Genomic DNA, 21969 nt, shown 5'->3' with positions numbered 1-21969 from the left:
GGTGCACCTACCGTACACACATGGTGCACCTACCGTGCACCACGATAACTGCTGCAATTTTGTGCAGATCTGACTGACGTTTCGTAGCAGCGTGGATAATCCATGAGAGGAGCTCCCGATCCGCTTATTGTAGGAACAATACGGAAAAACTCGCGCCGAGAGGCGTTCTTTGCCGATCTCTCGGCACGGCTGCGGTAGCCTCAGCGGCCTTCCCGGCAGCGTCTTGAGCGGCTCGACCAGCCCCTGAGTGAGATCCCACACCCCGGGTTCGGGTGAGCGGTGTGCGCCGCCACTACCGGTGACCCCAAAGCGCAGCGCATCGGCCGAGGCGCCTGTGATCCAGCAGGCCGGATCGGAGGTGTGTGCCGGGTTGAGCGGGTCAAACCCCGGCTGCAGATTCGCGTACGGCACCAACCCCAAATATGTCGCTCACGGGGTAGCCAGCGTATAGCTTGGCGGCTGCAGCGATGTGATTGGGCGCATGCAGTAGAAATGCACGCAGCAGTTCGTTGACTTGCTCCGCGGTGTGCGACTCGGGCGCCTCGCAAAATGCGACGAAAGCCGATAGATCGCTCAGCCAATCCGTCATGTGGAACGCAACATCGCGCGCGGCATCAACCGTTAGCTCGGCTTCAGACTCTGCCACTGCGGCAATCCGCTCGCGAATGAATGCTGCGTTGAACATAGGCATGACCTTTCCCAGCTACGCCTAACCAATTCATAATGGATCCCGAAATAGGCTCGCCGGTTACTTCGAAAGAGACAAGCAGAAGTTTTCACCGGGAGTCGCCGGGAATCCACAGACTTCATATCGAAAGATATTTGGGTTCGCTCTGTGTTCGTGCAACGTGACTCCGTGAGGGCTCGATGGGCCATGTGTCGCGCCAAGGTGCCCGGCAGGGCAGTGTCAAGACACTTTGACGCAAAGGTCATCGGTGTTGATGGGGCTCATGGGGTGAGCCAGATAGCGGGCTGGCGGGATGTTCGGCAAACAGAAGTGCGAAGGCATGAAACTGGTCGCAGGCGAATATCGGCGCTGCGTAGCTGAACCAACCGTCTTCTCCTAGCTGCTGGCGCTGCTCAGTCACAAGCGCGCGTAATTGCACCATGCGAAGCGATCCGTTGTGAATGAACGTTGTATGGGCCTGCGGACGGCTTCCGCCCACCTCGGCCTGCCGTCCCGTACCAAGAGGCGCCGCGGCGAATGCTCTGCTGAAGTCATCGGAGTTTTTGCCAGCGCAATGCACTATCTGAAGCCTCTGGCCGGGAGCGTCCAGCAGCATGAGCAAGTCCTGCCAGTCAACACAGATCGGTCCTTTGGGCAGGATTGCCCCAAACACGCCCAATGCAAATGCGGCTGCGTGTTCCTTGGCTAAGCCTGGTGCGATGGGCCATGAGAGTACTGGGCGTGAACTTGGTGCTGTGGTGCTTGCTGGATCGGACACGAGGATCGGCGTATGCCGTGCGTTGATCGCAGCCGTCAGCAACTCCGCAACGTCGTCGGGGGATGCAGGGTCATCGAACACGAACAGCAGGTCGCACGCTGTTTCTGAGAGCACTCCGTGGCGGCCGGCAGCCGATTCGTCGGTCGCGGTGAAGCGAACGATCGAGAGAAGTTCATCTCGGCCGGGCCAGGCGCTACGGAAGCCCGTCGCGAATTCCTCAGCAACGGCGTGCTGAGCAGGGCGGGCATGGATCCCGATGGTCCATCGGTAGGTCTCGTCCTGAAGTGCAACCGGCTTGAGCTGGAGCCAGTCCTCGTTCGGAGGAGCCGCCGAATCGGGGCGTGAGGTGGTCGCCAAATCCGTAGGTGAGGCGAGATTCATGGTTTCCTTCCCGCTCCGGTCAAGTGCAGTGCTTGCGCCAGGCTCTGCAACGCAGCGGTGAGCGTTCCTGCCCGGCGCACTTCGAGCGGTGAGTGACGGCAGTCAGGGCAGCTGCTGAAGTGGTTGTACCCCAGGATGAGAACGTCACTTTGCGGTACGACAACGCGTGACCATCCGCAGCATGGGCAGCGATAGTGGCTTGAAGGCGGGGCGACAGGCATTGCCGCTCAAGCCTGCGTGTTCAGGGCCTGTTGCTTAGCCGTTTTGCGGACCCATCCGGCGTAGGCCGACAAGGCTGCTGTGGCCAGCATGCCGGCGGCGAACGAAAGGGCGAACGCGGCCAACGTTTCGAGAGGGCGGCTGTCTTGGTACATATGCGCTCCATGGTCACGAGGCCTCCGATATTGGATGAGCCTTCATTGCGTGACATGATGGCTGTACCGTGCGACAGCTTGTGTCGCATCGAAACCGCTATCGTCCTGGCGATTTTAGGTGCCCAAGGTCTCTATTCGGCTCGGGTGATCAAGCCATCTACTCCCTGAATTCGCTCAGCGATTCGTCTTGCGGCGCGATGCGAGGTGACCAGTTCCAGATGTGACCGGGCTCTTGTCAGCCCCACGTACAGGCGTCTGGATGTTTCCGCATCAAGCCCGTCGAAGTCGATCTCGGTGAACACGACAGCCTCCATCGAGCGGCCCTTGAAACGGAACACAGTCTCAAGTTCCAGCTGACCGTCTGTGTAAAGGGCGTTTCCCGCGGCGTCGTATTTGCCGGTGAAAGTCTTGATCTGGAGTCCGGCCAGTTCGCGTGTGTCGTGCAGGGCAGAACTGCGGAGCCCTTGCCAGCTCACGACAGCAATCTGATCCGGCCGGTAGCCCGCTGCGATGCAACGCCGGATTGCCGTCTCGGTCGCCTTCACAAGCGCGCGATCGTTGCCTTCGGGGTAGGGTTCGACGTTGGGCGCTTCTCCTGCCAATGGACTGCGGGCCTCAATGGGCAAGGGGGTCAGTTCGAGAAGGTTGATCATCTCGACGACAACCCGCGGACTGCGGAAATTCTCGCGAGTACGGACTGTTGTCGCCCCCTCAAGCCCGAAGGGCTCGCGGCGGTAGACTCGCTGATCGTCGTCTTGCAGCAGGTAGAGGCGATGTTCTCCGTGGCCCATCGCATCGACCGTGCTCACCCAGTCGGGTGCGAAGTCCTGGCCTTCATCGAGGATCACCAGATCGTAGGGCCCGCGCTCGGATTCATAGTGTGCGGCGAGTTGCGCGATCATCCAGTCGAACACGTCAGGGCTGGAGAAGTCGATCTGGTCGCCACGGCGTTCGATGAATTCGCGGGCGATACCGTGCAGGGTGTCCACGCGGGCCTGACTCGGTGCCATTTGTGCGAGGTGATCCGCAAGCGCTCGATTGAAGCAGACGTAGAGCACCCTCTCGCCGCGACCACACGCCTCGCGCAGCAGCGCGAGCGCCAATTGCGTCTTGCCGCAGCCTGCGGCCCCCTCAACGACGTAGGTCTTTGAAGCGCTTTCGATGCGTGGCACCCAGGTTGCCAGGCCGCTGGCGAGCCGGCGTCGCAGCTCGCCATGGACACTCGCGATGCGATCCACGTCGGGCGCCAGATGGAAGTAGCCGGCCAAGTGCTGTTCGATCCGGGCCAGTGCCTCCGGCATCAAGCGCGGGTGGCCCATGTCGTCGCGCAGAATTCTGCGAGCCAGATCAGGATAAGCGTCGGTATCGATGACACGCTCGCGCGGAATGCTCAGCGAGTCGCCCGCTTTCCACCGGTGATGCGGCAGGACTAGAAAGTGGTTAACCGTTGCGTGGATCTGGGCTTTGCGCAGCGACGTAAGCAGGCTTGCATGCTGGCGTGCCAGCTGTTTGCCGACGTCCTTTTCGGTATCGCCATAGTGTTTGACTGCCCCGGTTCCGGTCTGCACAAGCTCGCCGGCCTTGAGCTCGAGGGATACCACCCGTCCGCTGGGCGCAAGTACGACGATGTCGTACTCACCGAAGTAGTCCCGGCCTTCGTGTACCGCATGCAGTGGAAGGTGATGAAAGACAATGAAGCCGCTCGGTAGTCCGTCGGCGAGTTGGCGGATGCAATCCAACTCGGCATATTCACCGGCACTGACAGGCTGAAAGGCGTCGAGGGGAGGGCAAACGCGGGCCATGGCGCGAGTTCCGATCAGGGGTACGGGCAGGGTAATGCGACCTGCCGTGAAAATTCAGATTTAGCTCAAGGCAACGCATTTTGAGACGTGCCAGCCAAACAGCTCAACCCCGCGGAGGCGGGTCTCAAGGATTGCGCCCCATCGCCTCTGACTCGTTCCCGAGTGCGACACATGCACCACAGGTAGTTCGAAGCGGCTCTTGTCCGATGCTTCAGACGTCAGACCGCCGCTCCCGCCATCGGGGCGTGGCAAACAGTCTAAAGCAGTGATTTGAAATGACCTCCGTTCTTGTTGAGTAGATCATTTGCAAACGCACGCAGCATGAATGACTCAATGTTCTTGATAGCAGCCGGAATGGTCACTTCATAAGCAGACAGGAATCGGGCCAGTTGCCCCATCTGCGACGCTTGTGCTTTGGTCGGGACGAAGATGGCACGGTTGGGTACTGCTTTTAACCGCTGCTTGGCTTCAGTGTACAAAGAAGATTCAGTCTTTCCTAAATAAATGGCATGACCGGCGCTGTCGTAGTAAAGATATAGTCCGGGTCGATTTTCGAGTTTCGCCTTTAGTTCGGCGACGAGCTTCGCATCGGCACTAAACCTCCATGAGTCGCCAGAAGGGGTTGGGTCGATGGCCTGGAATTCAAAGATCGGCTTAACCAAAGTGGCCGCATGGTGTTCGCGGAATAGGTCGATGAGCTTCTTGAGGTTTGTCTTGCTCGGCTGGCCACCTGATGACCAGTTGCTGATCGTGGCTTGAGTGACCCCCAGCGCTTTTGCAATTTGCTGCTGAGTCACAGTCCCGTATTCATCTTGCAGGGCTTCGAGTAGAGCGCTGAATATGTGATTGGTCATGATGGTTAATCCTTGGCCGCGGGCGGGCCGGAAAGTCGCAGTAATACTTGATCGAGCGACGCGGGGGTGTCGCAGCTTGAGCGTTCCACCCAGAGCGTCGCGAGTACGCTGCGAACCGTTCTGAGATCGTGGCCCACAGCGTCAAGGATTGCGTGCCACTCCTCCGCCGGCAGCACCTTTGCCTTAGAGCCTTCGCCCCAGTTTTCGTCGAGATCTGAAGGCTTCTTGGGCGTTGGCGCGTGAATCTGCGAAACGGGGCCAGAGAGCATCTTGGAAAGCAGGCTCTCATCAATGCCGACGAGCTCACCGGGAGGCACGTTGGCGGTGAAGATAGTGACCTTTCCGGCTCGCTCCCTGTGGTCAAGCAGGTGTAGCAACTCTTCCTGGGTGCGCTGCTTATTCTTCAGGTGATGGATGCCGTCGAGCATCAGCCAGTCAGGCTTGCGATAAGCCCGCTTGAACTTGTCGAAAGACTTAATCTGGTAGGCGGTGACGACGTCCTGATAGAAGTCTTCACTGCTGAGAATCGGGGCCTGGAAATCCGGATCGACGTCACACAGCAGTTGCGCGGTAGCCTGCAGTATTGTGGTTTTGCCTGTACCCGCGGCGCCGTAGATGTAGGCAACGTTGACGTGGTCGTAATGGTCTGCGCGCAGGCAGACGCCAAAAACCGCCATTACGCCGGCTTCGTTGGCCTCGTCACGCAGAAATGTGTGCTGTATCCACGGCTTGCGATCCATCGCCCTGTGCAGTTCGAGCCTCAGCTTCTTGCGTCCGTTTTTCTTGACCGCCGTACCGGCTCCAGCGTCCTGGTGTAACGCGCCAGCGATCCGCGCGGATGCCATATAGGCAGGCAGCCTCAATTGCTTGGCCACGGTGTAGCTCCTCGATCTCTTCGGACAATCGGTGAGCGTAGAAGGAGGTTGCGACGGACTGTGACGCAGCGTTAGGTAGGCGGTGGGGGCAGGTTTGTTGCGCAGCCGGTGTACCCCGCGCAGCGCGCAATCTCGAGCACCGCCGTCGTCACTGCGGCGCGATCTTCGGGTTTGCACACGATGATCAGGTCATCGTTAACCAAATGCTCGACAGCATCAGCAGCGTCGAATCGTTCGGCCTGCTCAGGTTCGAGGATCAGCGTCTGCCCTTCGAAAACGGCCTCGCGCGCCAGGGTCACCATGAGCAGTGCAAGTACACCTATCGGCTCGCCCGTGCTTGCCAGTTCAATGAGACGGTCGATTTGGCACTGCCAAGCGGACTGTGTCCACATGGCGAGCGATTGTCTGGGGCCGACAGTCGCAATTCGGGGTGACAGGTGATCGGAGCAAAACAAACACCGGTAGCGGCCTGGATGGGTCATGGGACTTCTCTATTGGACGGCCAAATGAGATGGGAGATGGTTGCCTAAAGTTTGCCGACGCGGCGCCGATGTCCACTACGTCTAGACGTTTTGGAAGAATTATGATGGTTCGCAGATTGGCATTTGCAACCAAGGGCAACCCCCTTGATCTCGACGAACTGGAAGGCGATCACCCTCTCATTCAAACTCAGGTCCTTATTGCTTGTATTGAGGAGGGACTATGTTGGGTCTCCGTCGCCAAGAAGGCGCATGGCAGTATGGTTCCGACACTTGTCGCGCCGATCGTCTCCTGGTTTGACGAAGTGGAAGGTGGGCTACGTGAGCTCATTGCTGCAATGGAGGTGGACAGGGATCTTCAGACTTGCAACTGTAGGGCAGATGATGTGCTGTATGACATGGTTGACTCCTTGATTGGCGACACCCCCGATGTTTCAACACTGCTTCTCGATGAGACAACGCCGGTTTGTGTGCTTCAGATCGTCGCGAACCTTTCTTCATTTTGGATCGAAGCGATTCGCGGAGTGCTTTCGGAAATACTTGCTGTGATGGCAGGCGATGGAGAAGTTCTTAGTGCTCATAAACGAATCAAGGCAGGCTGGTGCGCTGTTGCTCGTGAGATTGAGTGTAAAGACTACGAGTTTGGGCCATGGAAAGAGGATTCTCCAGACCAAGACTTACCTCGGAAACGTGCCCGCTACAATCGTGCAAGGGCCGATGCCAAAGTCAGCACCATCAGGGAAACGATTGAGGAAGTCTTTGGACTTCCTCCGGGTTCCGTTCGACTGTTGAAGAAAGACAAGTCTCCTATAAGCGGGGCGGCATTTATTGGGACGCTCCGCGACGACTGGGATTACCGGTGAAGGCTGCTATTGCGATCTCAGGCAGACGGTATCGACGACTATGCTGCTCCACTCCGCAAGACTCGCTGCAATCAGAAGCTGGCATTGCATGAATGACCAACTTACCGGTTCGTCTGCGCTCAAGAGGGGCGCCGAAACCGGCTGGACGGATGTGCTGCGGCGCAGCGTTTCAAGTCGCTCAGCGGCTTCGCGAGCTACTGCCTCAAACGTACATGGCATCACCGCGATTACTTCGCAGGGGAGTCTTCGCCGCGATAGCTGTCTGGCGAGTTCAAGTGTCGCCCCGTAACCGGACCCGCCACCTATGCCGGCGAGGATCAACAAAGCTTCCACTTCGCCGAGGTTGCTGAAAACGAGGTCGTAATGCATGGATAGGTCGAGCGCGGCCAGTGCCGGATCTCGTCCGGAGCTCCCATAGTATTCGTGCAGGCGGACGTGCACGTCCGCAGGTCGGGCGAGAAATGTTGCCTCATCGCTCGCATAGTCGATGCGCATGGAGATGACGTGGCCCGACGACGCAAACAGCGGGGATGATTGGGCGTACAGCGCGTCCAGGACGTTGCCACCGCAGCCGCCGACAGCCACGATGCAACGACGGCGACTGTTGGCTGAGGCAGCCAGTGTCTTCGTGCAGAACAAGCTCCCACCAGCTGCGAGCAAGAACCGGCGACGATTGCGTTGGGGCAGCATGACGCTCTAGCCGATAAATCCGATTTGCTGCCCCGCGCCGGGTCGCAGGCGCAGTTCATCCCGCAGGATGCGGATCATTTCCGCTGGGTCGATCGGATCCTCGCGCAGATGCGCTTGGCGGACGACGACGGCGAAGTCGCCCGGGGTAAGCCCACGAAGGCTGCGCACTTCGGGGAGGTGGGCAGTTAGCTCTGCGCCATCCATCACCAGACGAGTTCCAGTGATTCGGAAAAGCTGCGCAGCTTGGTTAGGCGTGAGCGGATCGAAGCGAATCTTGTGCGAGAAGCGCCGCAGCGAAGCAGGGTCCATCTGATCGATGCGGTTCGTGGTGCAGACGAAGATGCCCTCGAAGCGTTCCATCTGAGTCAGGAGCTCATTTACCTGGGTCACTTCCCAGTTCCGATGCGCGCCGGCGCGATTGGCCAGAAAGCTGTCAGCCTCATCCAGCAGCAACACGGCGTTCTCCCGCAGTGCCTCCTCAAACATCGCGGCGAGGTTGCGTTCCGCCTCACCCACCCATTTGCTCAGGATGTCGGATGCGCGCTTGACGATCAGCGGGCGCCCGGTACGTTCAGCGAGTTGCCTGCCGAGTTCCGTTTTGCCGGTTCCAGGCGGTCCGTAAAGGCACAGGCTTGCGGCGCGGTGGCGCGTGAGCGCGGTGAGTAACGGTTCAATCGGGACGCTGGTGTTCAGATACTGCAAGTCGTAAGGCAGCACCTGTTGCGGGGATGTCGCCGGGCGTGCCTGGCCGAGCAACGCTGCGCTGCGCACCAGACTGTCCAGAGCGGCTTCGCGTTGGCGATCGACGGGGCCTCCAACCATTTCTGCAAGGCGCGCAGCGCGCTGAAACTGCTCTCGCGTGAGGCCGGGGTGCTCGGCCAGCGCGCCGAGCCATGCGTCATCGTCACCCAGGTGGCCAAGGTGTTGCTGAGCGATCTGCTTGCGGACCAGGCGCGGCGGGTTGGGCACGCTGACCGCAAGATCGAAGCTTCGCAGCAGACCGGCGCCGAAGCCGGACGTGCAATTAGCGACCCAGATCGCGGGCACCGTGTTGTTGCCTAGGATGTGCTTCCATGGCTGCGTCTCAGTCTGAACAGGGCTATCGTCGTCGGCTTCCAGGAAGTCCAGAAATGCCGAGGCGCGCGCTGAGAAAACGCTTTCGACCTCATCGAACAACAGTATGGCGCGCTTAGCCTTGGTCAGCAGACGCTGGCTTAGCAGATAGGCGCGTAGGCGTTCCGCGCCCTGAAGCGCACCCCCGCTCGGTTTGGTGAGGGCGATCTCATAGAGCTCCGCATTGCAGGCTTGTGCGAGCACCTTTGCCAGTTCGGACTTGTCCGTGCTGGATTCTCCGTGGAGCAGAAGGTTCACGCCGAGATGTTGGCCCTCGACGCCTGCAGCGAGCGCGGCCGTACCCAACTCGAGGTCGCGCGCGAGATGCCGGTAGTCCGCCGCGTCGAGTTTGCTGCAGTTTGCGGGTCGAACAATTCGAGACCTCATGGCACGGGCGCTTGTGTGCTCGTCCAGGAGCAGCGCACCAAATTCTTCGAGCAGGCTGAGTCTGTCTTCGAGTGGCGCACGTGCAGAGGGATTCACCTCGAGCAGGCCGCAAGCGATAAGCGCCGCGTCCGGTTGCAGGGCGGCCTTGAACGAGCGCGACGTCATCCCGCTCAGGTGCCGCATCAGGTGGGCGAACCCGTCGACTCCTTCTTGCTGCTCGAACTGTGCAAGCAATTCCCTGAACGTGGGAATCTGCGAGATGGCGCCGGCAAACGTCAGCAGGAATTGTTCGGCCGCATTCAGCCCAAGAAGCTTGGTCAACATGGACACGTTGCGCAGCAGCGGGAGGCCATCATCAAGCGGCGCGGACATGAGCTGTTTGCGCGCGTTCGACAATGCCTTGGTGCGTTGACGAACGTGCCGTTGGCGCCAGCGCCGGCTCCCATAGTCGTCATCCTCAAAGCCGGGAGCCTCAAGTGTCAGGCCAGTGATCTGCGCGAACTCGGCGCTCGTGACGACCTCCGAGTCGAGGTTCTCATGGACGCGATACGCCAAGCACAGGTCGAGCGCCCACACGCCCAACAGCGGCCGATACTGCTCGACCAGGGAACTACAGGCGTTTCGCTTCGCGTTGCGCGGGGCGTGACTGTTTCTGAAGCTGAGGGCGGGTGCGTGCATAGGTGAATTGGGATCGCGTGTGATCCAGCCATCGTGCGCTCAAGGTCCGACAATTCATGTCGCAGTGCGATGTGAATGAGCTTGAATTCTCTACGACGTGTTTCGTCGCATGGGTGCGGAGAATGGGTTGCTTGGGCGCAGCCGCGTAGGTCGTCCTTGCCGCCGCAGGCGCTCTTGGGCGGCTTCGGGCTGCTCCCATTCCGGCGGTCACCGTCGTTCAAGCTAAAACGGTATCGGAGGAGTTGCCGCAAGTATCAGCTGGATGAACTGCCTTTGTTCGCGCTACCCGCCGACTAGCTGCATCGTCGCCCAGGCGCACTGCTGTACCGATGTTCAACGCGATTTCAACTGCCCACGGATTCGTTTGCGCGGTTAGACGCGCTATCTACCCATGCTCCGCCAGCTTCTCTGTTTCCCTGCTGAACTGCCGCAAACCGGCGCGCCGTCGACGCGACTCACGAGGTTTCGTGTGCTCGTTGAGACGTCGGCGGGGCATGTGCTGTTCATGGAAATCCCGCACAAGCAGGTCCCCGCGCGAGGGTTCATCGAAAGGATTGCCGAACTGCTGGCACGCTATGTTTCAGACTGCGAGGCGTGGCCGCTAGGAGAGGGTCAGGTCGAAGATCAGTTGCATGTAACGGCAAAACTGCTGGACGAACCGTTTCTCGAAATGGCGAGTTGGAACATCGATAGAGCGGTTGGGCAGTTGCTGCCCACGCTTGCCACCGCTCATGCGGGGCAGTCGCTGGGGGCGTTGCGCGAACGTGTGTTTGACGAAGCACGGGGCAAGATGTCGCAAGCGCTGGAGCTATTTGGATCGCAGCTCGACGACGAAGCTCTTCGCTTGTTGTCGTGGGGCGAGACCCGAATGTCGCGCTACAACTATCTGGTACACAGCGATCCGCTACTGAAACGGAACCGGCGGCAAGCGGTCCAGGCGCTTCCCTTTCTAGCCTGCCGCGACTTGTGGGAGGACGAGATTGTCGGCGTTCTTGCAAGGGCACGTGACGCGATCGACGCGGGTAGATCGTATTGGGATGTGCTGCTGGCGGGGCTTCGTGTAACGCGTTCGAGCATCCGCTTCTTGGCGCAGTGCCCTCTGCCGCTTCTGGCTACCCAGTGGAAGAGGAGGCTGGGTCGGCTCGCGCGAGTCCTGGAGGGCATTGCTCCTGAGTTCAGACCCCACGGCATAGCTCAATGGAAGGCGATGCACGACGCGGTGAATGTCATCGAGGCCTCTACGCGCTATTCGGTCGGCGCCCCATTCAATCGGCTGTGGCTTGCCCAAACCGCACGCCGTGGATTCATTGTCACCATTCCGTCGGGGCAGCATACGGCAGCGTTATGCAACGGGATGAATGAGATGCGAGATGCGATTAGGGACGTTGTCATGTGTCGTGTGATTGATGCGCACGACGCCCTCTTGAGCAATCAGGCAATGGCGATTCGCATTCACGCAGTGACACAGCGGTTTCTCACGCAAATGTCTTTCGGCAGCGCACTCGACCTGGTTAGACGATGGCAGGACGCCACGCGACGACATCAAGACATGATTTGGGCCGGGCACAACAGCCCGGGCAATTCAGCATGGCTGGCACCGATCGCGGAATTCGCAACTGAAGATCGCTTGGTCTTGCCAATACTCACACAGCAAGAACTTAAGGACGAAGGGCTGTGGATGAGGAATTGCGTAGCGTCGTACGTTGCCAGTTGCAGCGTTGGTAACACCCAGATCTGGTCGATCCGCGACCCTTCCCGGCAACGTCTGACGACGTTGGAGACAAGGTTTGAACGTGGTACGTCCGGGCGTATGGAAGCCTACATGGTTCAACATCAAGGCCTTGCGAACCGAAAACCGGACACAGCGTCAGATCTGGCTGCGCGAGTATTGGTGGCCGAGATGACTCGCCGGTCAGAAGAGTTCGTTGGCTTCTGGCGATGGCGCAGCGCGATGCACGCGTTGAAGGCGGGCAAACGCAGTCGCGAGTATGTCAACCAGTGGCTCGCGCCACCGTTTGAAGCGACGCTGCCGACGTTCATGTCGCTGGACGCCATCGCATCTGCGGTCAGGCGAAAGGTAGCTAGCGAGGCATAACGACTTCAGGACCCGCGCCTTATGTTCGATACCCCGCCGACAGGTGAATCAGATCTGGCGCGTAGTGTCCGGCCTGGCCGTACTTTTGCTCGGACAAGCGACTCGGCCGCACAGTGCTGTTCTAGCCATTGCGATTCAGACCGAGTTGCCTTCTGCGCTCAGGTGGAGATCCCGGAAAGCATGCACACATACCCGACGCGCCCAGCCACTCGCCTCATCAGCGGCGCCGGTTCGCACCACAGCGCGGTGCTCAGCGGTCCGAATCCCCAATAGGCGCATCGACAGCCCTCCATGATTTCCGGTGTTGCCCTGATGAGGCGTGATAGCAGCGAAGCTGTCTGTTCAACCTTTCGGAGCAGGTGATTCTGCTCGCCATTGAAACCCGGGATAAGGGCAATTTGCATGATGGGCGCCTTGGGGCCGATGATGAGTTCTTGGGCCGGTGGCGCAACTGCATATTCGGTGCCATCCACGCGGACCTTAGTCCCCCGGACTCGTAGCCGTTGGTCTGCCAATTGCTGTAACGCTTCCGCAAACAGATATTCCGGTGATTCACCTGATGAGTCTGGCCAAAATACCCGCGGCTCGAGAATGAACGCTCTGATCCATTCCGAGTCTCGGTTTCGAAGCGGCAGAAAGGGGCGGCCATCTATAGCGCCAAACTCTTCTTTGCCCTCAGCAGGGGTATCAAGGGCATAGCCGAACTGTTCGATATGCGTTCCGATAAATGCCGACGCGTTCTCGCGCATGGGGCCTTTGCACAACAGCGCAAGCAGGTTGAGCTCGCTTTGTGTTGGCAAGGGCGTGTTGTGGATTCTACGGAATGGGCGTTCTGAGACCTCTTGCTCAACCCACGGGTCAAAGAACTCATAGGGCCCCTCGACGTGGTTTCTCAGTTCGTCGCCGGCAAGCACGGCGGTCACGGCATCAGTGGCGGCGCGATAGGGATCTGGGTGAGGTTTTCGCATATCGGAGCAATCCATCTAGCAGACCGTGCAGCACGTACTCTACTGAAGTTCGGCAACCCGTCGCATGACGGCAAACCGCCTCGTCGGTCGCAAACCTAACAAGCCGCTTCGACCGACCCGGGAAGATTAGCGCGATGGTGCGACGGACAACGTCGCATGATTTCACGTCGCTTCTGTTCTGGGGCTTGAAGAACGACCTCGCACGAAACGATGAATCTGTGGGCCGCAATCGTTTGTGACCATTGAAATCAATCTAGATGAATCGGGGGTGAGCTAGTCCATGGGGAGTGAAGCGCCGTATTCGGTATCCCCTCAAGCACCTGTGCGGTGTCGCATCCTTGAGATGTGCAAAAGTAGTCCTGAATGGCCGTGATGAGCTCTCTGTCGCAATTGAGCCAATTGACGGCGCGAGCGTTGCTTTCTAACTTGAACCCAAGCCCGTAGATCCCGACTAGCAGCCTCTGGAGTTCACGCAGAAAATCCTCACTACGGCTTGGGGTAGTTGGGATTTCAATAAAATCCCTGTAGCCGCGAGGTTGGCCCTTCATCCACTGCTTGATGCCATTCAGTATGGCGTTGGAATCGTACGGCCTATCCTTATTTTTGGGCTTTTCTTCATTTAGGGTAAGGTGGTCTTCCAGAAACTTCTTCGTCAAGGAAAGCGCGGCAGTGTTGCACAGCGCTTCCTCGACGAAGAGGTATGAATTGTATCTTCGTTGTGTCTTATAGTAGGGCCTGTCATCAAGCTTGGCTGTGGAGTTTCCGCTGAGCAGGTCATTGATGGTGCAGATATCCTCAATCCATGCGTGACACATTTCGTGTGCGAAGATGGTATAGGCGGCGGCTAACCGAACGATCCGTTCTGGCTGGCCTGCGCAGTGTTTGAGAATGCTCTGTGCTGCGCTGGCGATGCCGCCTGGGGTAAAGTGGATTCCATAGAGATGTGGAGTCTCGGTGTTGAAGTGCGCAGGAGAGTAGTAGGCAAGCAACTCCAGTCGCCAGCTTGAGCATCTTTCGTCCGCGCCGTTGCACTTCTTCACTGGCGCTGACGGCAACTCAATCGTTTCCCTCTCCCTCCATTCGCCTAGCTTCCAATCTGGCTGATCTTCAACAATGCAAACAGATCCATCCGTTGAGAACTCGGCGTATTCGTTGGAGGCGAGTCGGTCGCAAAGGTCAAACAGTTCCTTCCATGCCGCGTCGTTTTGATGCAGACCATGCCAGATGATGTCTTTGTCTATGTCGAGCATCAGAGGCGATGCCGTCTTGTCTGGCAGATGGTTCTCGCCTAGAAGCAGTTTCTGTGCAAAGAGGGACAGAACGGAATCGAGTTTCATGCTTTTCCTCACGAGGATGCTTGTGTCCTATTTTCGTCAGTTCAATGCTTATAACTCGGCGAAGTCTGCAAAGTGTTTTTCTATAAGTTCATTTTGGCAACCATAGATGTCGTCCTTGCCTAGATACTCCGCGATGATTGCGAGGGCCGGGGCTTGTTTGTCGGTGGTGTTACTCAAGCGCAGTGATTTGAGCCCTTTGATTAGCAACAGCCCTAATCCGCCTTTTCTTATTTCGCAGTCTCGCAGATCAAGATAGCCTCGTATCTCGTCTGCAATGTCCTCAATGCCTATCAACGAGCTTAGGGGATTGCCGCGAAGAGATAGGTTGCCGTCAAATTGCGTTGAGGTGACGCCAAAAACTTCTTTTAACTGCTTCAAATCCGTGATGCCGAGATATGAAGCGTCCAACGTCTCAATGCCATTGACGAAATAGCGGCGCGGTTCTCTGTCCATAGCGGGCTCCTTCTTCTGCAGTTAGGGATGCGGCCTGCCTTTGTGTGCATTGGAGTCATTGTGTAGTTATGGATGGAATCAGCAACATGATGCATGTCTACACAATCGAAAATAGAAGCAACACGGCGGCCGCCGATAGAATCCATACGATCATGAGACGGAAGAGTGCGATGAAAGCTGCAACGCCGATTGGCCGGAACGGCTTGCAGTAGATCGTCAGCACGATCAGCCCGATGACCAGCAGGTGCATGGTGCCGTGCCTATCGAGCCGCTCGCGCGTTGGGCGTTTGTCATGTCGCCCCGTAGCGAGAGGATGCTCGCCTTACTTCCGCAGCCATTTCTTCGCGGAGCGTTTCGGGGGCGACCACCTCGACACGGGCCCCAAAGCCAAGCAACCACCATCTCAACTCGTTGGTCAGTGGCACCGGCGCCGTGAGGCGGACGATGTTGTTGTCAAGTCGTTCGAGCTGCTGTTGAGGGCTGATCGGGGTTTCGAAGAGGTGTTCGCCGGCACCGTCGTAGAACTCGGCCACTAATTGAATCGGCTCCGACTCGCCGAAGCCGAGCAGGCCGTCGTTGATGAGCTGGTCGACCGAGAAGTTGGCGGGTCGTTTGGCTGGCTCATCCAGAACCGTGGCTTGTTGGATCCGGTGAAGGGTCAGCAGGCGGTAGTCGGTGTAGGTGTAGAAGGTGCAGATCAGGTAAGTCACCGCGCCGCGCTGCACGATGGCGAGCGGGTGGACGACGCCACCAGAATCGCGCTCGGCGTTGCGCTGCCTGAATTTCACTTCGAGCTGTCGTTCGGCGAGGAGGGCGTTGAAAACGGCTTCCTGCACATCCGGTTTGATCGCCGGCGCCTCAAGTCGTTGCATCGGGGCAATCACCCGCACTTTCTTGAGCCAAGCCCGGTTTGAGCGTTGGTCGGGCAGTTTTGCGAGGGTGTCGCGTGCCAAGTCGAAATGGGGCTTTAGCCGTTTCACCGTCGCAGGTGGGAGCACATGTTTGAGGTGTTGCTCCACCATCACCATCATCAGCGCCTCGGCGGCATCTAGACCCGGCAGGTCGAGTCGCGGGGCGTCCGCCTTCCAGCTCCAGCCAAAGGGCTTTTCGCGCTCATCCGATATCAGAGGGAACATGGCGGACAGCTCAACGAGGTCGCGCTGAATGGTGCGCTCGGTCACGATGAAGCTATCGCTGGCGAGGCGCCGGCACAGTTCGCCCGCCGTGATCTTTTGCGGTGCCCTGGGAACCAATCGAAGCATGCACCAGTGGCGCTGCATGGTCTGGCGCATCTTGCCGCCCTGGTCAGGCTTGGAGGTGGTCGATTCCGGCATGGTGGTGGTCGAGTCGTGTCCTTAGTGAGAGGTGTCGTCGATGACGAGCACCTGCGCCGTGAAGAAGTTGATGACCCGGGCAACGACCGGGACGCCTGTGGCACGTTGGATGGCCTCGGCGTAGGCGGATAGCTGCCCTGCGTACGCAGCGGCTTCTTCCGCCCAGTTTCCGCTGCGCACCCGGTTGCTCTTGTGGTCAATCAGGATCCAGCCGGCGCTGGTGCGCAACAGCATGTCGATGCGACCCCGCATGACCTGGCCGTTGGGCAGGATCGATTCGACGGGTACTTCGACCATCAAGGCACTCGGCGCCCATCGATCGACGATTGCGCGCTGCAGGCTTGCGACGCCAGCGACGACCGAATTGGCCTCAAGTGCATGCGCGATGTTCCAGCGATCGAGAATGGCCTGCACTGCGCCGGTGTCCGGCCATGCAGCCTTGCTGACGCACAGATGGGCGATTACAGCGTGCAGTGCCTCGCCAACGGTGGCCATGTCCGGCGTGCCGTGGATTGGCATTGCGGTGCCATAGGCCAGCACTTGCGCGTTCGGCGAGGTCCGATCCTGATCGCTTGTCTGGGACGAGGGGCTGACGAACGCGTTGAGCGGTTCGCTGGTGGGCTGGTGTTCTGCGAACCAAACGGGAGGCGTGGGCGCGGGCCGTGAGAATGGCTTTGTAGCGGTTTCGCTGTCGAATGCACGCACCTCACTCTTGATTGCCGATCCGTCGGGGCATTTCGGCAGGCTGAGGGTGCCGTCCTGTTGCGGCGCGAGCCATTCCGCCTGCAGGGTGTCGAGCCACGGACGGGTCTTGTGCTTTGTGGGTACTGCAAAGATCAGCAGATCACGCGCACGGGTCATCGACACATAGAGCAGGCGCTTGGCCTCTTCGGCGGCCGCTTGTGCAAAGGGCGCACCGCATTTCGTCTCGATCGCGTCCGCCACTGGAATCCCGGAACTCTGATCGCCGAATGGCCAGATCCAGTACCGCAGAGAGCGATCGGCGAGCGGAGCCTCGAAGCGAGTCGGACTCTCGTTTTGGACTGATAGGCCCCATGGTGATGAACGCACTTCGTGGTGCAGATCGGTGCAGATCACGACCGGCCATTCGAGGCCCTTCGCAGCGTGGTGGGTCAGCACGCGCACGGCTTTACCGCCTTGCTCGGACTGTGTGTCTTCTCCGGATGCGGCGAGGGCGTCCAGATGCAGCAGCAGACCTGTCAGTGTGGGCGCGATGCGGCGGCTGTGACAGCTGGTCTCGTAGTCGTCGGCGATGGTTTGCAGCGCGGCGAGGTTGGCCAGGCGCCGCTCGCCACGCTCCGCGTCCAGGGACCACTGCTGCGCATAGCGCGGCAGATCGCAGGTGGTGATGATCTGACCAAGTACTTCGGCCGGTGAGCGTTCAAAGCGGGCTTGCCGCCGCATCGCAGCAAGGGCGACAAGCACCGGGTGCGCGTCGTCACCCGCTTCGCGCCAGCGGTTGGCATTGTCCGGATCCGCCTTCAGCGCCGTCAGGCGCCGCGCGAGCAGATCTTCGCCGGACGGGCATTCTGTCAACGAGATGATTTCTGCACTCGCCAGTGTGTCGGCGGGGTCATTGAGCCGGCGCAGGCAGGCCCAGGCGAGCGAGGCCTCAGGCGTAGCGAGCAGCCCGCTCTGGGCGACGGCAACGGGAATGCCTAGAGCGGAGATAGCGCCGGCGATCTTGCTCACGCTGACATTGGTGCGTGCCAGGATGGCAACGTCGCCGCAGTGCAAGGGGCGTGGCGTGTCGGTGGCCTTGTCCATCACATCGGGTGCGCGCGTCAGCAGGTCTGCGACACCTTGGGCGAGCGCCTCGATGTAGAGGTCCACGTTTGATCCTTCGAGTTGCCACCACTCGAAGGCCTCGTTGCTGAGCTGCGCTGTGCGGGCCGGTTCAAGTTTGACCTGCTCTTGAGTCAGCACTGATGAGAACGCCGGGACAAAAATCTCATTGACCAAGGCAACGAGCTCGGGCCGCGAGCGATAGGACTTGGGCAGAACAGATAGCTTGGCGCCCAGGCCCGGAAGTGCTTCGAGTACGGATTGCATCAGGGCGACGTCGCTGCCGCGGAAGCCGTAGATGGCCTGCTTGAGATCGCCGACCCAAACGGTGCGTTTTGCTAGCTGCGCCAAGCGTGCAAATAGAGCGAGCTGCAGTGGGCTGGTGTCCTGGAACTCATCGACCATCAACAGATCGATCTCCTGGCCCAGCGCCTCAGCGACTTCAGGGCGCTCCAGCGCCTCGAGAAGCAGCCTCTCCTGGTCGACGAAGTCGATCACCCGTCTTGCGCGTTTGCTCTCTGCGTAACTCGTCAGGATGTGCCCGGCAAGACTGAAGATCTGCTCAGTCCAACGCCTGATGTCTGCATGGAGGTCTGGGTGGGAGTCGTATTGCGCGGCCACTCCTTGCACAGCTTCGAACTCGCCCCTCAGCGCGACGGCAGCTTTCGCCTTGCTGAGCTTGACCCAATCGCTCCACGTCAGGCGGCCGGCTTTGAGATCCCTGCTGGCGCCTCGAAGCAGCTTTTCGTAGGTGGCTGTGGAGGCCGTGTGCTTCTGTGCCTGCGCCCCAGGAATTGCCTGCAACGCTTGGTCGATCTGGTCGCCAAGGTAGGCGTCCAGGTCTTTATCGATTGGGCGTGGGAAGTGGGCTAACAGTGTGTTGACGCTCGCACTCGCCATCGCAGGGAGATCTGTCGGCGCGATGTTGTTGCTGCGAACCTTATCGAGCAGACCACGCAGTTGGCCGTGCCAGTCCTCCACGCCGAGGCGGCTGCCGAGCGACGCCATCTCGTTCGCGATGTCCGCATCGAGCGTGGCGTCGATGGTTTCCCGAAGCAGGGTCTGGGCCTCGGACTCTTCGATCACCTCAAGGTTGGGAGGTAGGCCGAGCTCGAAAGCGAAGCGTTGCACGAGCTGACCGCAGACACTGTTCACGGTGCCAATGCGCGCAAGGCTCATCTGGTTGGCCAAAGCAAACCGCCCCTTGTCGATCAGGCTGGCCCGAACCCGCTCCCTCAGTTCTGCGGCGGCCTTGCGAGTGAAGGTCGTGGCGATCACGGCCTGCGGCCGCACTGCATCTTCGGTTAGGCGCCTGAAGAGCATCTCGGTCAGCGTGTAGGTCTTGCCGCTGCCTGCTCCGGCGCTGATGAATTCGATCTGTCCGCTCATGCGTTCTCTCCCCAGCCGGCCAAGCGCAGATAGCGGTTGTATTTGTCGTCAGGCGCCTTGGGTGACAGTCCGTCTTCTGGCGGCGGGGCCGTGTCGTCGTCATCGTCGCAGGTGGCAACGGTGACCACTTCAATGAGGCCCGTGTCGAGTTGGGCGCGCCGGTGTTTCCAGCTCACTTCGAAGCGATTCCAGAGCTGCGCGGCGTTTTCGTCCGTCTTGTTCTGGACGACCCGTGCGCCGGGGAAGTAGTGGTTGTTCTGGCTGATCAGGTCTGCACGCGAGAGGATGTAGTAAGCCGTCGGCAGGTAGCCGCCCTTGCCGAGGAGCTTTGCGTAAATCGTCAGTTGAAGATGTGCGTTCTTGGCGAGCGCGTCTTCGTGGCGTGTGCCACCGAACTTGAGATCCACGATCGCTTGATCGCCGCGCACGTTTTTGACTAGCAGATCGACGTAGCCCATCAGCTCGCCTCCGCAGAAACGGCCGGTCACTTTCGCTTCTGTTTCGACGGATTCGATCTTGGCCTTGGCAAATTGGTCCAGTAATTCAGGGATGGCCTTGAGCGCGTATTGCCTTAGTTTGGTCAGTTCAAGGTGCCGGCCCGGCATGCGGAGCACGGCCCCCTCCGCGTCGACCAAGCGGTCGAGAGTGTCCGTGATCCAGCTTGCCAAAGCATCTTTGCTGCGGGCGAGCTGCGCCCATTTCGGCTCAGCGAACAGCGCCTCGGAGATGCGGTGCAGCAAGAGTCCGAACAGGGTGCTGGCGTCGGGGATTGCGCGCAGCGAACCATCCCGGAGTTTCGCCTCGTAGTTCAGAACCCACTGGTAAGGGCTGTCGATCAGGGTCGATACGCTGGAATGAGATTCGGTCTTGCGCTTCGGAATCTTGATGCCGGGGGGGAGTTGCCACCAGCGTGCAAGGGGCGGCAGCGGGCGGTGTGCAACGCGCGTGCGCTGCTCTGGATGCTGTGCAAACAACTCGTCGATGGATGTCTCCCCCAACCCGGGAAGGGCATGCAGCACTATCTGGACTACTGGGTGCAGTTCCTCGCCTTCCTCTGGCAGCACGAGGATCAGGCCTTTGCGCGCAGCCAGCACGGGGCGTATCCAGTCTTCCGCTTGTCGCGCAAGCTGCGCGTCGATGGACGGAAGCACTATGCCGCGATGCGCGAGCGACGCGAGTTCGCTGGGCGTCCAGGGCGGTACCGGCACCGTCGCAGGCGGAGAAGCGGACCACCAGATCACGGTGTCGTGCGGTTCAATGACCGCCGCGGGTTGTGACGCCAAAGGAGTGTGGCCAAGCTGGGCCGATTCGCCACTATCCGGCGCCGCCGCTGAGGCCAAATCCAGCAACTGCTGGATCTGGATCGCGGTCAGATGCTCGGCGCGCGACTCCAGCAGCGAGAGCCCCTGCAGAAAGTCGAGGCACTGCACCACCGCGGCCTGAATTGCCAACTGTTCGGAAGGTTCCTTAGCTGTGAAGGCGCGCTTGCGCAAAATCTCGGCGAGACGCGTTGTTCGCGCCGTCAGCGTCATCAGGGTGATGCCCGGGTTGGCGTGGAAACGTTCGCCGTAGAGCCAGAAGTCGATGTCCTCGCGGATTGCGTCCTGATCGTCGGGTTCGATCTCCTCAAGCGCCTTGTCGATCGCCCGCTGCCAGCCTTCGCCGCCGATGCCGGGCGTTTCGGCCATGCAAGCGGCAAGGCGGGCGGAGACGCGCTTGTCGAGTGGATTCAAGCGGTGGTCGAGGAAACCGAGCAGGGCGGTGACATCGAGCGGCGCCCAGCAGATCTGCAGCGCGAGCGGCAACAACTGGAGCGCAGGCCGGGCAGGGCTACGGGACCGCCAAGCAGGGGCGGGAATTCCCGCAGCGTCACAGGCCTGCGCCAGCGCGGTGCTACCTTGGGGCGCAACAATCAACGCATCGCCGACCGACTGGGCGAAGGTCACGATCGCCCGTGCTTCCCGCGTGGGTGACTTCATGCGGACGAGGCGCACGGTGCCATCTGCGGCGCGCTTTTCCCCTTTGGTCGATCCCGTCGTTTCTGCAGCGACCATCTCGCGCATACTGGCTTGCAGGCGGGATAGATCGCTGTCGCCACCAGCTTCGAAGGCGGGTGAGCGAAACGTTGGAGATAAGCGCCGCAGTACCTGTTGCCAGCGATCCGAGTAAGCGCCGAGCGGCTCCAGCAGCTCAAGCGATTCGATCTGCGTTGGGTGCAGGCAGAGTGCGCGCTCCACTGCTGCCAGGCGCTCCCCGGTTCCGGGCGGCACCATTTCCGCCGCGAGCGCTTCCACCGCACTCAGGTCGGCAAGGCGCTGGCCGCCGCCGGGCGTGGCGTCACCGGTCCAGCCCGCCTCTATGAGCCCGTCGCGCCATTCGAGCAGCGTGCCGGCGACACCCAGCGGATCAACGTTGAAGGACTCGGAATAGAAACGCTCGCCGTCATTCGCTTTCTCAAGCGCGAGCGAATAGTGCATGACCCGCGACGTGTGGCTGACGGGCGGTGCTGCAAGTCCCAGTTCCAGTTCAAGTTGCGTGAGAAGACCCTGAGGGCCAGTGGTCCATTCGCCCAGTCGATTGCCCGGTGCGAGATGGCTGGCGCCATCCAGCGCCAACCCGAGTCGAATCTTCATGTCTTGCCCCTGC

General features: G+C 59.9%; 18 protein-coding genes. 2 read left to right on the top strand and 16 right to left on the bottom strand.

The features are described from left to right. Window positions 1–379: 379 nt before the first annotated feature. The 7 genes from HH302_RS13775 to HH302_RS13745 form a co-directional block, all read right to left on the bottom strand. Window positions 380–691, bottom strand: a complete 312-nt coding sequence (locus HH302_RS13775; RefSeq protein WP_172202811.1) for a hypothetical protein — start codon at window positions 689–691, stop codon at window positions 380–382. A gap of 238 nt (window positions 692–929) precedes the next feature. Further along, window positions 930–1826 (bottom strand): hypothetical protein, encoded by an 897-nt coding sequence (locus tag HH302_RS13770; RefSeq protein WP_172202810.1) that lies wholly within the window; start codon window positions 1824–1826, stop codon window positions 930–932. Window positions 1827–2053: 227 nt separating this feature from the next. Further along, window positions 2054–2200 (bottom strand): hypothetical protein, encoded by a 147-nt coding sequence (locus tag HH302_RS13765; protein WP_172202809.1) that lies wholly within the window; start codon window positions 2198–2200, stop codon window positions 2054–2056. A gap of 131 nt (window positions 2201–2331) precedes the next feature. Further along, a complete protein-coding gene (locus HH302_RS13760; protein WP_172202808.1) occupies window positions 2332–4002 on the bottom strand; it encodes an ATP-binding domain-containing protein in 1671 nt (556 codons plus the stop codon). A 257-nt stretch (window positions 4003–4259) separates the two neighbouring features. Next, window positions 4260–4856: a helix-turn-helix domain-containing protein gene (locus tag HH302_RS13755; RefSeq protein ID WP_172202807.1), complete on the bottom strand. Its 597-nt coding sequence runs from the start codon at window positions 4854–4856 to the stop codon at window positions 4260–4262. A 5-nt stretch (window positions 4857–4861) separates the two neighbouring features. Next, window positions 4862–5731: a DnaA ATPase domain-containing protein gene (locus HH302_RS13750; RefSeq protein ID WP_172202806.1), complete on the bottom strand. Its 870-nt coding sequence runs from the start codon at window positions 5729–5731 to the stop codon at window positions 4862–4864. 71 nt (window positions 5732–5802) lie between these two features. Beyond that, the gene (locus HH302_RS13745) at window positions 5803–6213 is read right to left on the bottom strand and encodes a hypothetical protein (RefSeq protein ID WP_172202805.1); all 411 of its coding nucleotides are present in this window, start codon (window positions 6211–6213) and stop codon (window positions 5803–5805) included. A gap of 101 nt (window positions 6214–6314) precedes the next feature. Here HH302_RS13745 and HH302_RS13740 point away from each other — a divergent pair, with 101 nt between their 5' ends. Continuing rightward, window positions 6315–7073: a hypothetical protein gene (locus HH302_RS13740; RefSeq protein WP_172202804.1), complete on the top strand. Its 759-nt coding sequence runs from the start codon at window positions 6315–6317 to the stop codon at window positions 7071–7073. A gap of 6 nt (window positions 7074–7079) precedes the next feature. Here HH302_RS13740 and HH302_RS13735 read toward each other — a convergent pair whose 3' ends face one another. After that, complete coding sequence (locus tag HH302_RS13735; protein WP_172202803.1) at window positions 7080–7712, bottom strand: hypothetical protein; 633 nt, start codon at window positions 7710–7712, stop codon at window positions 7080–7082. A gap of 57 nt (window positions 7713–7769) precedes the next feature. Continuing rightward, window positions 7770–9941 carry an AAA family ATPase gene (locus HH302_RS13730; protein ID WP_172202802.1) on the bottom strand — a complete coding sequence of 724 codons (2172 nt, stop codon included), beginning with the start codon at window positions 9939–9941 and terminating at the stop codon, window positions 7770–7772. A 391-nt stretch (window positions 9942–10332) separates the two neighbouring features. On the opposite strand from HH302_RS13730, the gene HH302_RS13725 reads away from it, so the two are divergent. Then, window positions 10333–12036, top strand: coding sequence for a PcfJ domain-containing protein (locus tag HH302_RS13725; protein WP_172202801.1), 1704 nt, complete (start codon window positions 10333–10335; stop codon window positions 12034–12036). Between the two features lie 158 nt (window positions 12037–12194). Here HH302_RS13725 and HH302_RS13720 read toward each other — a convergent pair whose 3' ends face one another. From HH302_RS13720 to HH302_RS13690, 7 genes are all read right to left on the bottom strand, one after another. Further along, window positions 12195–13004: a hypothetical protein gene (locus HH302_RS13720; RefSeq protein ID WP_172202800.1), complete on the bottom strand. Its 810-nt coding sequence runs from the start codon at window positions 13002–13004 to the stop codon at window positions 12195–12197. Between the two features lie 248 nt (window positions 13005–13252). Continuing rightward, window positions 13253–14341, bottom strand: coding sequence for a hypothetical protein (locus tag HH302_RS13715; protein ID WP_172202799.1), 1089 nt, complete (start codon window positions 14339–14341; stop codon window positions 13253–13255). Window positions 14342–14389: 48 nt separating this feature from the next. Further along, window positions 14390–14794, bottom strand: a complete 405-nt coding sequence (locus HH302_RS13710) for a hypothetical protein (protein ID WP_172202798.1) — start codon at window positions 14792–14794, stop codon at window positions 14390–14392. 97 nt (window positions 14795–14891) lie between these two features. After that, complete coding sequence (locus tag HH302_RS13705) at window positions 14892–15044, bottom strand: hypothetical protein (RefSeq protein ID WP_172202797.1); 153 nt, start codon at window positions 15042–15044, stop codon at window positions 14892–14894. A 40-nt stretch (window positions 15045–15084) separates the two neighbouring features. Next, complete coding sequence (locus tag HH302_RS13700; protein WP_216661918.1) at window positions 15085–16128, bottom strand: YafY family protein; 1044 nt, start codon at window positions 16126–16128, stop codon at window positions 15085–15087. Between the two features lie 21 nt (window positions 16129–16149). After that, window positions 16150–19323 (bottom strand): UvrD-helicase domain-containing protein, encoded by a 3174-nt coding sequence (locus tag HH302_RS13695; RefSeq protein ID WP_172202796.1) that lies wholly within the window; start codon window positions 19321–19323, stop codon window positions 16150–16152. Next, complete coding sequence (locus HH302_RS13690; protein ID WP_172202795.1) at window positions 19320–21956, bottom strand: PD-(D/E)XK nuclease family protein; 2637 nt, start codon at window positions 21954–21956, stop codon at window positions 19320–19322. The genes HH302_RS13695 and HH302_RS13690 overlap by 4 nt, the downstream gene beginning before the upstream one ends. Between the last annotated feature and the right edge of the window lie 13 nt (window positions 21957–21969).

This window comes from Niveibacterium sp. COAC-50 (assembly GCF_013184235.1).
Classification (GTDB): domain Bacteria; phylum Pseudomonadota; class Gammaproteobacteria; order Burkholderiales; family Rhodocyclaceae; genus Niveibacterium; species Niveibacterium microcysteis.
This window is presented reverse-complemented; position numbering and strand designations above follow the sequence as displayed.